Genomic DNA, 13,478 nt, shown 5'->3' on the forward strand with positions numbered 1-13,478 from the left:
TATGACATTAAAGCTGCTTTGTTCTTGATATAGAAATAGATTGATTGGAGCAAAACATGACAGCGATGAGTTATTTGAGTGTGTTAAGGCTGAATGCTTGTTAATCAAAACTCAAGCTGACAAGAGTGGTAAAAATGACCGTGATGACGCGATATTAAATCTGGAGGTTAGTGAGCTAGAGCAGAGTCACACCCAGCACTGTTGGCTGGGTGAGATATTCGATTTTAGTGGGCCAAAACTCAGTGAGTTCGAAACAAATGATCACCGACTGAGATCATCATCCCATCATTTTGACCACGAGATAGCGAGATAGAATTGGCTAGAAAAAATCGTCATCTCCTAATGCACGTTTTAACTCCGCCCGCTCGAGGTAGTCTTCTAAACGCTTTTTGACTTCGCGTCTATGCTGCATTGCCTCGGCGGCTTTGCTGTTTCTTGGTGTGGTCATTGCCTCAAGTTCAGTATCGTTGGGCACGACTTCAGTAATATGAGCCATAACGAATTCCTCTTGTTGTTCCTAACGACTTTCTAACTAAAAAGAGTAGGGTAGAAAAGCAAATAATTTTGTGAGTCAGGGTGAAAAATTCTTCCCGTGTGCCGGATGATTCAGCTTGCCGCTGTTTGGCTTAAGCCTGAGGCTACAATTGGATATTTGATTAATTCAGTTCTTGCTTATTTTGTGATTGAGAGCACAACAGTGTCATCGATATATTCGGGTTAATTCCGAGTTAAATAGTAGGATAAACTTGAATTTAGGCATAATTGCAACAACACTTGTAGCTGTGTTTATTGCTAATCTTTTGCTAGGGAATTGGCTCATATGGACAAGGATGAGTTTTCTAAATCGCATAGCCCATCAAATAGTATCTACTTTAGCGTGCTGAGCTCTAGCTGGCTGATGATTGTCGCTGCTTTACTTTTTATGGGCATCTCTTGGTATGTGCTGGAGCAATATCTTAGAGATCGTGGTGAAGAGCGTTTCGAGAACAGTGTTCAAGAGTTAACCGAAGCGGTGAATCGCAGAATGCTTGCCTACGAGCAGGTCTTACGCGGTGGTGTCGGCTTGTTATTGTCCTCCAATAGTGTAACCCGCAAGGAATGGCAAACCTATGTTGTCAATGCACATTTATCCGAGTATTACCCGGGTTTCCAAGGCTTTGGCTATGCTCAGTTACTTAAGCCTGACACATTAGATGCCCACGTCCAACAAGTTCAGGCCGAAGGCTTTAAAGACTATAAAGTGTACCCAGAAGGAGTTCGTGATCAGTATTGTGTGATCTTGTATTTAGAACCTTTTGATTGGCGCAATCAAAGAGCTTTTGGTTATGACATGTGCTCCGAGGCTAATCGGCGCAAAGCCATAGAGCACGCCATTAGCACTGGTCAGCCAACTATTTCTGGCAAGGTCGCCTTAGTGCAAGATACGCCCGAAGATGCTAAAGCGGGTTTTTTGATGTATTTACCGCTTTATCAAGGGATTGTGGCAACGGAGGCAGAGCGGAAACAGCAGGCGATTGGACTCGTGTATGCGGCGTTTAGGATGGACGACCTCATGCAAGGAATTATGGGGGATCGATTCTCAGGTTTGAAGCTCGCCATTTATGAAAGCCCGCAGGCAAATGCCGACAGTTTAATGTTTACTAGTAGTAAAGTTCTGCCAAATCAAAAAGATGTGTTTTATCAGTCACAGACCGACTTGATTGGCGGTAGGCAGTGGCGCTTGGACATTTCATCACAATCGCGTTTTATCTCAAGATCGGAAGAGACCCAAGGTATCTGGCTGCAATTTATCGGTTGTGCATTCATTTTGGCGCTGTTTTATTCTGTGCTAATCATGGCGCGTAATCGATATAAAGAGTCATTGCTTACCTCTGAGCTAATCGCGAATGAAAAACGCTTTAGACTCGTCATTGAAGCCTCTCCAAGCGCACTGTTTATGGTCGATAAGGCTGGGATTATTACGTTAGTGAACACCCATGCGGAACGTTTATTTGGTTATGCCAGAGACGAGTTACTCGGTCGTTCCATCAATATGTTATTGCCAGACGCGCTGAGGGATGTGCACCAGCAGCACATGAATAATTACTTAGTGCAGCCGATCGCGAAAAATATGTCGATGCGGGATGACTTATTTGGCTGTTGTAAAGATGGCAGTCGACTCGCGATAGAGGTGGGGCTGACGCCTATTCATTTCAGTAATGGCATTTTCATTCTCGCGACGATTAACAATGTGTCTGAACGTAAGCGCATTGAAGTTCAGCGTGCAGAACACATGCAAGAGCTTGAGCGGATTAATCAAGAACTCGACCGCTTTGCCTATATCGCCTCCCATGATTTGAAATCCCCACTACGGGGTATCGAGCAGTTAACTTCTTGGTTAGCAGAGGATTTATCCGATAACGCCAATGAAAACGTGCAGAAATATCTCGGGCTTATCCAAAGTCGTATTCATCGCATGGTGTTACTGCTCGATGGGCTATTGATGTTTTCCCGTATTGGCCGTGTCGATACTGAAACCACAGAGGTCAACAGTCGGCAACTGGCTGAAGACATGTTTGCGCTCGTCGCGCCGCCACAGGGGTTTGAATTAGTTCTAAAAGGGGAGTTTCCAAATTTCCATACTGTACGCGCACTGTTGGAATTGGTGATACGAAATTTAATCAGCAATGCCATTAAACACCATGACTTAGGCACAGGTGTGATCACTGTCTTATGTGAGGCCGCGGATAAACATTATCTATTCAGTGTGATAGACGATGGCCCTGGTATCTCAAGTGCCTATCAGAATAAAGTCTTCGAAATGTTTCAAACACTTAAACCTAGGGATGAAGTCGAGGGCAGTGGTTTAGGGTTATCACTTGTGAAGAAAACAGTTGAAAGTTTAGGTGGGAATATTCAACTCAAATCGCAGGGCAGAGGCTGTTGTTTTTACTTTACTTGGCCTAAGCAAATAGTGAAAAAGGAGCTTCTATGAGAGCAGCAGATCAATATCAACAGGTCACCATTTTATTAGTTGATGACGATGATGTGGATTACATGGCCGTGCAGCGGGCGATGAGGCAACTTAGGTTACTCAATCCCTTAGTACGAGCGCGGGATGGCATTGAGGCACTAGCGATTCTCACCAGCTTAGACACGATTAAAGGCCCGTATCTTATTTTGCTCGACCTTAATATGCCAAGAATGAATGGCTTTGAGTTTCTTGAGCGGATACGTTCAGATCCTTCACTTTCATCATCTGTCGTTTTTATGCTCACGACGTCGAGTACCGATGAAGATAGAATGAAAGCCTATAGCCATCATGTGGCTGGCTACATGGTTAAAACTGACATAAAGGACGGTTTTAACAATATTTTTAATATGCTTGAAGGTTACTGGCGAATAGTCGAGCTCCCATCCGCATAAGGTGAGTATATGGATTTACTACTGATCGATGATGATGAAGTCGATAGAACTGCGATCATCCGAGCACTTAGGCAGTCAAAGTTGACGTTTAATGTGATCGAAGCCAATTGTGCATTTGATGGTTTGAATCTTGCCTTAGAACGTCATTTCGACGGCATTCTATTGGATTATTTATTGCCCGATGCCAATGGGTTAGAAGTGTTGATTAAGCTCAATGCCATGACGCAAGATCAGACTGTGGTCGTGATGCTGAGTCGCTATGAAGATGAGAAATTGGCCCAGCGCTGTATTGAATTAGGTGCGCAGGATTTTCTGCTCAAGGATGAGGTTAATTCGCGGATACTAACCCGTGCGATTCGCTATGCAAAACAAAGATCTTCAATGGCATTGGCGTTACGTAATAGCCATCAAAAACTCAAAGAGCTGGCCGAGCACGACTCGCTCACTAAGTTGGTTAATCGTTATGGCTTTGAACTGTGTCTGAATCGAGCGATCGCAAGGGCGAAACGTTGCCACGATTATTTAGCCGTTATCTTACTCGATCTCGATGATTTTAAAGCGATCAATGACACTTTAGGCCACCAAACTGGTGATGTGCTGTTAGTTCAAGTGGCGGCTCGATTAAGTGAAGTACTACGAGATGGCGATATTATTGCCCGCTTAGGCGGGGACGAATTTGTCGTGCTAGTCACTGATAATGATTATAAATATTTCCCTATGATTGTGGCTAATCGATTGCTCAAAGTGTTTGAGGACGTATTTTGTCTCGGTGATAACGATGTGCTTATTGGTGCCAGTATCGGTGTGGCTTTTTATAATGAAGCGGCTTCGAATAGTTCTGAGCTGATGAAATGTGCCGATATTGCTATGTATCGCGCTAAAAAAATGGGCCGAAACCAGATTCAGTTCTACTCAGAAGCTTTAGATAAAGAGGTGCGTTACCGTAATCATATCGAGTCGAGTTTGCGTATTGCCTTAAAAAGAAATGAATTTAAGGTTCATTATCAAGCGCAAGTGAATGCGAAAACCCATCAGTTGGTGGGGATGGAAGCCCTTATCCGATGGCAGCATCCTGTAGATGGCATTATCGCCCCAGATCAATTTTTACCCATAGCCGAAGAAATTGGATTAATGGAGGACATTGATGATTGGGTGCTTGAACAAGCTTGTACTCAGGCACAGGTGTGGCTAACCCAATTACAGCCGACAGGGAGAGAATTCACCATTGCCGTTAACCTGTCTGCATCGCAAATTGGAAATGAGAACCTGTTTGATAAAATCGCGAGTACGCTGACTAAGACAGGACTTCCTGCTGTAGCATTAGAGCTTGAAATTACTGAAAATTGCCTTATTGAAGATCCCCATGAACATGCCAAAATGCTTGATAGAATCGCCGAGTTAGGGGTGCGTTTTGCCCTCGATGATTTTGGGACGGGTTTTTCGTCCTTAGAACATATCAAATTATTTCCCATTAGCGTGCTGAAAATCGATAAAAGCTTTGTCGCTTCCTATGATAAGGATGATAAAGACACTCGTTTGCTCGCTGCATTACTTAACTTCGCCCATGGGTTTAATGTCATATCAGTAGCTGAGGGCGTTGAAACAATTGAGCAGGCTGAGTTTTGCACTTCTCGCCATTGTACTGTATTACAAGGTTATTTGTTTTCTCGTCCCTTAGATGCAACGGAGTTTGAGGCTAAGTATATTCTGCCGCTGTTAACTTAAACCGAGTTCCGAGTGTGATAGGTCTTGAAGTATTTCATTAGCATAATGATTTCGTCTGGTGAGGATTATTTTCTTGCTTTACACTGAGCAATAGACAAATATCAGCCCCTTTTTCTGTCGCTGTGCTTTTGGTGCCGCAGAACGGTTTATTCACTCATGCTTAAGTTGGTCACTCAGCAATGAAAATAGGTATTTTATCCCAATTCCCCCAGTTGTATTCAACACAACGCTTAGTCGCGGCTTGCCAAAGTCGTGGACATGAAGCGGTCGTGATCAATACGCTGAATTGCTACATGAATATTAATTCTATTAAACCTAGCATTCATTATGAAGGTACTGAATTAGTTGGGTTTGATGCCATCATTCCGCGTATTCATGCTAGCGTGACTTTTTATGGTTGTGCCGTTGTACGTCAGTTTGAAATGATGGGCGTATATGCCGCGAATGATTCAATCTCCATTGCGCGTTCGCGGGACAAATTGCGGGCACTGCAACTACTTTCCCGCAAAGGGATTGGCATGCCAGTGACGGGTTTTGCCAATAAGCCAAATGATATCCCAGATCTCATCAATATGGTGGGCGGCGCTCCGTTAGTCATTAAATTACTCGAAGGCACTCAAGGGATTGGTGTCGTACTCGCTGAAACTAAAACGGCTGCTGAGAGCGTGATTGAAGCATTCTTGGGGCTCAAAGCGAATATCTTAGTACAGGAATACATTAAAGAATCCAATGGTAGTGATATTCGTTGTTTTGTTGTCGGTGACAAGGTTGTTGCTTCGATGAAGCGTCAAGGTCCCGAGGGCGATTTCCGCTCAAATCTGCATTTAGGTGGTTGTGGTGAGGTGGTAAAAATCACCTCTGTTGAGCGTAAAATGGCTATTGCCGCTGTGAAGGCGATGGGATTGGTTGTCGCGGGAGTAGATATTTTACGTTCTAACCGTGGTCCACTGATCCTTGAGGTTAATTCGGCGCCTGGCATTGAAGGGATTGAGCAAACAACAGGGATTTCAGTGACTGAGCCCATTGTTGAGTATATCGAGAAAATGGTTGCGGCCCGTAAAACAAACCGGTCAATTATTGCCTAGTAGGTGATTGTGATAAAACGACGCCACTTTTTAAGGTGGCGTTTTGTTATGCTTAGAGCCTATAGATCAAAACTGTAGGAATATCCGAGTACTAGTTTGGCATCATCATCGGTGAGATCGGTATCTGAGACCATAAATGACACTGTGCCTATGCTGGTATCTGCACTGAGAGTCACGTTATAGTCGGCATAATTCTCTTCGCCAAACCAAGATTGGACGACATCACCGTTTGAGTAACCATAGTGCACTGATAAACTCAGCTTTTCAGTGAGAGGAACGGATACCGTCGCGGCAAGATAACTGAGATCTTTATTATCTAAAGGATCGGCGGCCAGATCGTCACCGGCATTGATGACTTGGGAGTAAGCCAGTTCGAGCCATTTCCACGTGACAGCAGCATGGAGCTCACCAAAATCAATACTGCCCGGTGCGTCTGGATAAGCGTAGTAGAGATAGCCAAAGTCGTAGCTGATGTCTTCAGTAATACTGCCGCCATAACCCGCATATAGATCAAGCTCGTAGCTAGTATCATCACCAAAATCCACATTCGATGCCCAAGTTCCCGCATAAAATCCAGAATCGTGGCTGTAGTCAAGGCCACCTTGGATTGCGACCGCATCTTTAGTTTGGGTCGCACCGCGCCATAGATAATTAGAGGTACCGCCAATGTTGCCTGATACGGCTGCAAAGGCGTTGCCTGCCAGTAACATTCCCGTCGATAAGGCCAAAACGCTGTACAGTGATTTCTTCATGCTCATCCCCTCGATTGACTTATTTATCGATTCACCATTGGCACACTCAAAGTCAGCTGTGGTCATTAGTGCATCTTGGTTTTTTTCTAAGGAAGGATTTGCTAATCACATGCCACTATTACAATGCTATGTAAAACAAGGTATTAGGACTCGCAATGTTAATGAAATGTTTTTGTTTGCCAGTTTGTGGGGCAGAGGCGCACTTTTGTTGTGCAAAAAACATTCAGTGCTTCACTGGGATTGGGCAAAAAAAAACGCCTCACAATGGAGGCGTTGTATTGAATTTTATAACTTAGTTTACGCTGTCACGTAGGGTTTTACCCGCTTTAAACTTAGGCACTGTCGCTTCAGCAATTTGAATTTCTTTACCCGTTTGTGGGTTACGGCCAGTGCGAGCGGCACGAGTCGCTGTTTCAAAAGAACCGAAACCTACGATGGAGATTTTGCCACCATTTTTCATTGATTCGGTAATAGCTGCTTCAAAAGACTTCAATGCGCGTGCTGCTTCTACTTTCGTAAGATCGGCATTTTCTGCAATTTTGGCGATTAGTTCAGTTTTGTTCATTTTTATTGTCTCTTCTTTCCGTAGATTTATTTGAAATAAGCGTGCCTAACATGCCATAAGGTTTAGCACTTGGAAAGCCTTTTGCGTCTAGCGTGCAGCAGGATGTTCAGTAAAGTGCAGAATATTTACTCAGTTCGTGACTTAAGTTTTATTCTGGTTTTATTCTTCTAACAGTTGATAGAGTAATTTTTTAACAAGTTTGGGTTCAAAGGGTTTGTCACATAAGGCATTTACACCCGCTTGGGACACATTGCTGAGGTGGGTATCGTTGGCTTCGGAAGACACCATCAAGATGGGAATGTGCGATTGTTGGCTTTCATTGCGGATAAATTGTGTCAAAGCTAGCCCATCTACACTCGGCATATTGTAATCCGTGATCACTAAGTCGAACATATTGTGTTTCATTAACGCTATGGCTTGCGCGCCATCCTCGGCCTCGGTAATCAGCTTCATCCCTAAGTTACCAATCGTACGTTTAATGACGTTTCTTGCCATACGGCTATCATCGACCACTAATACGCGCACATCTTGTACATCGAAATTACTCAGGTCGAGTTCATCGTGGCTGAGTAAATCAATCGTGGCATTCAATGCTGTACCTAAATGGTCGGCACTGAAGGGTTTAGGTAGAATCGCTACTACACCCGATTGGCGGAATATTTCAAGTTGCTCACGGCGGCACTCACTCGAGACCAGCATAAATTGGATATCTTTGCAGTCAGCGTTGGCCCTTAAGTAGCCCAAGAGATCGATGGCAGTGCCATCATCGAAATGCATGGCGCTCGCAATAAGGTCAGGTTTATGGCGAGCAATAATATCTTTAGCCGCTTCTATGTTTTCTGCGGTTTGAATGCTGAGAATGCCTTCTTGTTGTAAGCGCTGAATAATAATTCGACGCTGTGTCTCTGAAGGTTCTACCAAAAGAATGGAAAGTTCGCTGGGCGATAAATGGCTCATAGTCTACTTCAAGTTAAAAGTCGTAAGTATTTTACTGGGTCGCTAAGCTACGCTGTTGATAACAGCTTAGCAACAAAGTCCATTACTGAGTTTGGCGGGTCAAATAGTGTCTCGTGACCTTAGAAAATGCGATCCAATACTGCACGAGTAAAATAACAATAATGCTCACTGTGAGTGGCAACATAGGAATATTGTGACCAGAAACAACCACTTTTACATCCTCAGGGGTAATGCGATAGGCAATAATTGCTGTAATCCCCAGAGCCGAGAATCCTAAGGTTTGCATGCCAATATAAATTTTCAACACTAAGCTAGACCACGGCGCTCGTATGAGTATGCCAACGAGTACGGGGAGGACGCCTAGGGTGAATACATCAAGGGATTGAGTCATCACAGTACGCCAAAGTGCAGCAATGCTGAAGAGGCAATATAACGTGATCAGTAGTATAAGACGTTTAGGCATAGATTGAAGTGCACACCAGTAGCAAAGAAGATGAGCAAGTGTAGGAAATGCCCTAATCCGAGTCCAGTATAACCGTAATATCGTGTAGAATATGCCTTTTTGCTAGAGGCTCTAATAGGTGACGTTTATGACAGAAGTTGAGTTTTGGGGTTTAGTCACGCGAATGGAAGCGGCGCAATCACAGGAGTCTTTGACTCAAGCACTGAAGCAGAAACTTGCCGAATTGAGTAATGAAGAGTTAAAAGCTTTCGATAAAATCTTTGGTCAGCAGATGCGCCGTAGTTATCTGTGGTCTGTTTGGGGGGCGGCTTACATTATTACGGGTTGTGATTCTGAATATGCTTTTGCCGAGTTTAGGTGTTTTTTGATTTCACTCGGTAAAGAAATTTTCGAAGGTGTGGTTAATCAGCCTGACACCCTAGCACGTTTAGTCGCTTGGCCAGAGCGAGATGCCTATGCTTATCCCTTTGTGGATGAATACGATCTTATTGCAGGGCAATTATACGAAGATAGAACCGGTGAGGAACTGCCCTTTATGCCATCGGGCAAGGCGACGCCCGTAGGTAAAAAATTTAGCACTAAGCCCAAGGATTTAAAGCTGCAATACCCTGAACTGAGTGCCCGTTTTCCATTTTAGTCTTGGCAATACCTTACGAGCGCAAGCAAGCGTTGGTAGTGACATCGAAGGTCATGCCGTATTTAGGGCAGATGTCGCTCATAAACTCATGTTCTTGAACGGTTAATTGTTGACTAAAATCTTGCTTAAGCTGCTCTGTCATTTGATGCTCAGCCGCATTTTGCGCCTGAGCCAATTTACTCAAATGAACAGTAACAGCTTGTTGCTGGCTGATGGTCAATGGTGCAGCATGGCTTGAAAGGCTGATACTCGTTCCAATTGTCAGCAGTGCCAATAAAGCGAGTTTTCGTGAATATGGGTTGAATAGATAAGCCGTTTTTAGGTTCATAGGTAAGCTCCAAGTTAAAAATTACGTTTAACACGTTAGTTCTAAATCGTGCATCCTTAGACGGTAAAGAAAACGAGTTTTACTGTGAGGAGCTGAGTTTATTGTATAAATATTGAACCTATGCTGAATGGTTAGTTAGTGCTCATTCTTCATTTCTTCGCATTGAAATCCTTGCTTACGAGTATCGAACTGGCACATAGATCCACATTCCCAAGGCACATTGTCGTAGAAGGCAGATTGTTCGCGTGCAAAATCGCGGCAGGTATTATAGCTGTCAAAGTTATCAGTTTTTTTATACTTTCCTGAATCATAGCCATGGTTGTAGATAAAGGCTGACCAAGTTTTAGGGCCAGTATTTTTGTCACTCGGGGAGATAAACCAAATCGCACTTACGACGCAGGTAAACAGGATAAGAATGAACACAGGTACAACAGGGAATTTCATTTTTTATTAAGTGGGCAATGTAAACAATAGCGGAAGGATAACGCTTTTTTTGTCGTTATGCGCGTGAAATGTTCACAAATTGATAACTATGCACTTACTTGGTGCAATTCAGATACAAAAAGATACGTATCGGTTGTGATGGTTAAATAATATTTACTCAATTATACAAAAGCTTACGACACATTTTCTGTACTTATATCAGTTTTGCGTTAAGCTCTAGTTCAGGTTAGATTTTGTACTGTAGTTCTCAAGAAAGTTATCTAGGCCTTGGAGGCAAACATGAAAATTCAGTCCCTTTTACTCGCAGGTGTATTAAGTTGCAGTGCGGCTTGGGCGGCCGATGAAGCGCCTGTGGATCCCGTCACCGAAGATGGTGTGGTTAAAATTGTTTGGCAAAGTCCTAAAGATTATCGCGATATAAAATCATCAGGGGAGCTCCAATCCCGTTATGAGAAGCGCTTATTTGAGACCTTAACTGAAAACATCAATAAAGAAGCCGCGAAGATTTTAAAGCAAAATCAAAAGCTTGAAATGACCATTACCGATGTTGATCTTGCGGGTGATATGCGTCCAACATTTGGTGCGACCGCCAATGATTTACGCATTATCAAGGACATTTATCCGCCGCGTATGACTTTTTCCTATCAAGTTATAGAAAACGACAAAGTGATTATCGCGGGCGATGAAAAACTGTCGGATATGGGGTATATGGGTGGGATCCAATCTTTAAATGATAAACCTTTTATGTATGAAACCAAAATGTTAACCGAGTGGTTAAAGAAGACGATTGCACCACAACTTTAATGACTCATATCGGTCGGTAATGCTGAGGATTTAAGCTGTTTAGCTATGCCGTTAGTGCCTGAGTGTCGATAATCAGATGATTTTCTAACAGGTAAAATCCGTTATTTGCGGATTTTGCCTGTTTTTTTGCCCTAGCGCTTAAGGTCGATAGACTGTGTTCATGGGCGTTAAAGGTGAGTGCGGGTGGTAAAATGCCTACACATAGACTGATCAATTGATGGTAACAGGCTTCACCTTTTCTATCGTCGGCGAGCATTTCCTGGGCCAGCCAGTGATCTGCGCTATAAAATAAATGCTTATGGGTTTCAAAATCCGCTAGAATTCGCTGGCAACGGCTGATCATATGCTCACAGGTGCTGATAATGACAAAGTCATCGCCGCCGACATGGCCAACAAAGCAATTGTCGCTTTTATACTTCAGTAACAGATTCGCCACTTCACAAATCACTTCATCGCCACGGCAAAATCCATAAATATCGTTATAGGGCTTAAAGTTACACAGATCAAAATAGGCTAGATAAAAATGTTTCTTTTGGATCTTAAGGCGTTTTAATTCCTCTTGAATGGGCACATTACCCGGCAAGTCTGTAAGAGGATTTGCATGGCGCGCCATCTTAATTCTGTGCTCTGTGATCCTTTGTAGCAGATCCTTGGTATGGCCTATGCCGAGTAGTTTACCACGGCGAAGGATAATGAACTGTTGCGCTACCGTATTAGCACTCTCTGAGGTCAGTAATTGACTTACGATGGATAATGGTTCGTTGGCCTCAATCTGGATGACTTGCGGGTCCATCACTTCACTCACAGCATGATTTTCATGTAAGGCGCGACCATAGGGTGTGCTGAAGAGTTCAAGTAAGGTCGCGCGGCTGATAATACCGAGTGGCAACTGGTTATCGACCACTACAACCGCCTGTAATGCAGGTTGCGAGATAAAGGTGTCACTTAAAAATTTGAGTTTAAGTGTAGGCACTACGGTTATGGCGCTCGTGCACAGGCTCTCGGCCGATTCGCTGTATCTAGGTTGAATTTGAGTATTGCTCGGCACTAAGGTCGCTTTCATCGCGCGGCAGGGGAGCACTTCTGGACGACCGAGTAAGTAGCCTTGGCAATAGACGATACCCAGTTGTTTGAGTACGGCTAATTCCTCTTGCGTTTCAATTCCTTCGGCTATCACTTTGCAGGTTAAACTTTGGCATAACTCCACAATCGAGCGGACAAATTCCTGTTTGACGGGAGTCGAATCAATCTGATGGATAAAGTGACGGTCGATTTTGACATAGTCAGGTGACAATTCTGACCAGAGTCTCAGACCCGAATAACCTGCACCTAAGTCATCGATCGCTGTTAAAAAACCTTGGCTACGATAGTGATTTAAGCAGGATTTGAGTAAATCGATATCATCGGCGGGGTATTGCTCTGACAGTTCAATCACAACCTGTGATGGCGCTATGCCGAGTTGTTGCAGCAGTTGTAAGGTCATGCCCTTAGGGTGGGCTGGATCTAATAATGCCTTGGGCGAGATATTGATAAACAGCTTGCCTTGAAACTGGCGCAACTTAAATTGCTCGAGTGAAATACGGCGACAAAGGGTTTCTAGCTCGCTTAATTTACCTTGATGTTCGGCGGTCTGAAATAGCGGGACTGGGGAGTATAACGGGCTGTGTTCAGGGCCACGGCTTAACGCCTCAAAACCATGAATTTTATGTTCTAATATATTGAAAATTGGCTGAAATAAGGGACTGATTGCAGCTTTAGAGATTATTTTATCGAGCTCTTTAGCCAGATCTAAACTTGTCATTACGTCAGCCCCTTCGTCTATGTGAGCGGAGTCTATGACTTAGAAATGACAAAATGATGACAGTTTTGGGGAAGCTTAGTGCTATCTATCTGTGTTGGTGGGCTTGATTGGATATGCCATGGAAAGAGCTGAAATCTAAGGTGAGTTCCAGCTCCTAATCTCGGTTTAGCTTTGCTTCTTAAAGGCCTGCAATGTTTGCAGTAATGCGCCTAACTGACGCACATAGGTTTCGAGTTCTTTAGGATCGAGCGTTTGATGTTCTTCCATGCGAGTTAAGTCATCGACCAACTCTTGCACATAGGGCAGAAAGCGATTACTCGAAGCGATAAAACCTTGTTCTGCCGTGAATATGCTGGTGAAGTTTCCATGGCCAGCTTTCTTTAGCTCATCTAACTTAGCGTCGGCGTCTATGGCTTGGCGATAGGCGATTTGAAGATTTTCTTTCAGTTGCTCTATAACCTTGGTATGTGGCATAACAGCGTCTCATTGCAAAATTTGCAGGAATTATAAGG

At 43.7% G+C, this 13,478-nt stretch carries 15 protein-coding genes; 6 read left to right on the top strand and 9 right to left on the bottom strand.

All coding sequences use genetic code 11. From position 1 onward, the window contains the following. Positions 1-319: 319 nt before the first annotated feature. Positions 320-496 (bottom strand): PA3496 family putative envelope integrity protein, encoded by a 177-nt coding sequence (locus tag AAA952_RS14865; RefSeq protein WP_006079984.1) that lies wholly within the window; start codon positions 494-496, stop codon positions 320-322. 324 nt (positions 497-820) lie between these two features. On the opposite strand from AAA952_RS14865, the gene AAA952_RS14870 reads away from it, so the two are divergent. The 4 genes from AAA952_RS14870 to rimK all read left to right on the top strand — a co-directional run bounded on the left by AAA952_RS14870 (position 821) and on the right by rimK (position 6,215). After that, positions 821-2,974 carry a CHASE domain-containing sensor histidine kinase gene (locus AAA952_RS14870; protein ID WP_338258152.1) on the top strand — a complete coding sequence of 718 codons (2,154 nt, stop codon included), beginning with the start codon at positions 821-823 and terminating at the stop codon, positions 2,972-2,974. Further along, positions 2,971-3,405, top strand: coding sequence for a response regulator (locus AAA952_RS14875; RefSeq protein ID WP_006079986.1), 435 nt, complete (start codon positions 2,971-2,973; stop codon positions 3,403-3,405). Before AAA952_RS14870 ends, AAA952_RS14875 begins: the two co-directional genes overlap by 4 nt. A 9-nt stretch (positions 3,406-3,414) precedes the next feature. Next, on the top strand, positions 3,415-5,130 hold the full coding sequence (locus AAA952_RS14880) for a putative bifunctional diguanylate cyclase/phosphodiesterase (protein ID WP_338258155.1): 1,716 nt from the start codon (positions 3,415-3,417) through the stop codon (positions 5,128-5,130). A gap of 179 nt (positions 5,131-5,309) precedes the next feature. Beyond that, positions 5,310-6,215 (top strand): 30S ribosomal protein S6--L-glutamate ligase, encoded by a 906-nt coding sequence (rimK, locus tag AAA952_RS14885; RefSeq protein WP_113939182.1) that lies wholly within the window; start codon positions 5,310-5,312, stop codon positions 6,213-6,215. Positions 6,216-6,274: 59 nt separating this feature from the next. Here the strand turns inward: rimK and AAA952_RS14890 are convergent, their stop codons facing one another. From AAA952_RS14890 to AAA952_RS14905, 4 genes are all read right to left on the bottom strand, one after another. Continuing rightward, a complete protein-coding gene (locus AAA952_RS14890; RefSeq protein ID WP_338258159.1) occupies positions 6,275-6,967 on the bottom strand; it encodes a TorF family putative porin in 693 nt (230 codons plus the stop codon). Between the two features lie 292 nt (positions 6,968-7,259). Beyond that, a complete protein-coding gene (locus AAA952_RS14895; protein ID WP_338258161.1) occupies positions 7,260-7,532 on the bottom strand; it encodes an HU family DNA-binding protein in 273 nt (90 codons plus the stop codon). Between the two features lie 159 nt (positions 7,533-7,691). Beyond that, the gene (locus AAA952_RS14900; RefSeq protein ID WP_105250312.1) at positions 7,692-8,489 is read right to left on the bottom strand and encodes a response regulator; all 798 of its coding nucleotides are present in this window, start codon (positions 8,487-8,489) and stop codon (positions 7,692-7,694) included. Between the two features lie 82 nt (positions 8,490-8,571). Further along, entirely contained in the window at positions 8,572-8,952 is a 381-nt protein-coding gene (locus AAA952_RS14905; RefSeq protein WP_105250311.1) for a hypothetical protein, read from the bottom strand. A gap of 127 nt (positions 8,953-9,079) precedes the next feature. On the opposite strand from AAA952_RS14905, the gene AAA952_RS14910 reads away from it, so the two are divergent. After that, positions 9,080-9,589: a DUF4240 domain-containing protein gene (locus tag AAA952_RS14910; protein WP_212599624.1), complete on the top strand. Its 510-nt coding sequence runs from the start codon at positions 9,080-9,082 to the stop codon at positions 9,587-9,589. Between the two features lie 13 nt (positions 9,590-9,602). On the opposite strand, the gene AAA952_RS14915 is transcribed toward AAA952_RS14910, so the two are convergent. Both AAA952_RS14915 and AAA952_RS14920 read right to left on the bottom strand, forming a co-directional pair. Further along, entirely contained in the window at positions 9,603-9,917 is a 315-nt protein-coding gene (locus AAA952_RS14915; RefSeq protein ID WP_168827330.1) for a hypothetical protein, read from the bottom strand. A 135-nt stretch (positions 9,918-10,052) separates the two neighbouring features. Further along, positions 10,053-10,361, bottom strand: coding sequence for a hypothetical protein (locus AAA952_RS14920; RefSeq protein WP_105250308.1), 309 nt, complete (start codon positions 10,359-10,361; stop codon positions 10,053-10,055). A gap of 279 nt (positions 10,362-10,640) precedes the next feature. On the opposite strand from AAA952_RS14920, the gene AAA952_RS14925 reads away from it, so the two are divergent. Beyond that, entirely contained in the window at positions 10,641-11,165 is a 525-nt protein-coding gene (locus tag AAA952_RS14925) for a DUF3016 domain-containing protein (RefSeq protein WP_338258169.1), read from the top strand. A 43-nt stretch (positions 11,166-11,208) separates the two neighbouring features. On the opposite strand, the gene AAA952_RS14930 is transcribed toward AAA952_RS14925, so the two are convergent. Both AAA952_RS14930 and AAA952_RS14935 read right to left on the bottom strand, forming a co-directional pair. After that, entirely contained in the window at positions 11,209-12,966 is a 1,758-nt protein-coding gene (locus tag AAA952_RS14930; protein ID WP_263182568.1) for a GGDEF domain-containing protein, read from the bottom strand. Positions 12,967-13,131: 165 nt separating this feature from the next. Next, positions 13,132-13,440, bottom strand: coding sequence for a prephenate dehydrogenase (locus AAA952_RS14935; RefSeq protein WP_105250305.1), 309 nt, complete (start codon positions 13,438-13,440; stop codon positions 13,132-13,134). Between the last annotated feature and the right edge of the window lie 38 nt (positions 13,441-13,478).

It is taken from the genome of Shewanella sp. M-Br, assembly GCF_036245925.1.
Taxonomy (GTDB): domain Bacteria; phylum Pseudomonadota; class Gammaproteobacteria; order Enterobacterales; family Shewanellaceae; genus Shewanella; species Shewanella oncorhynchi.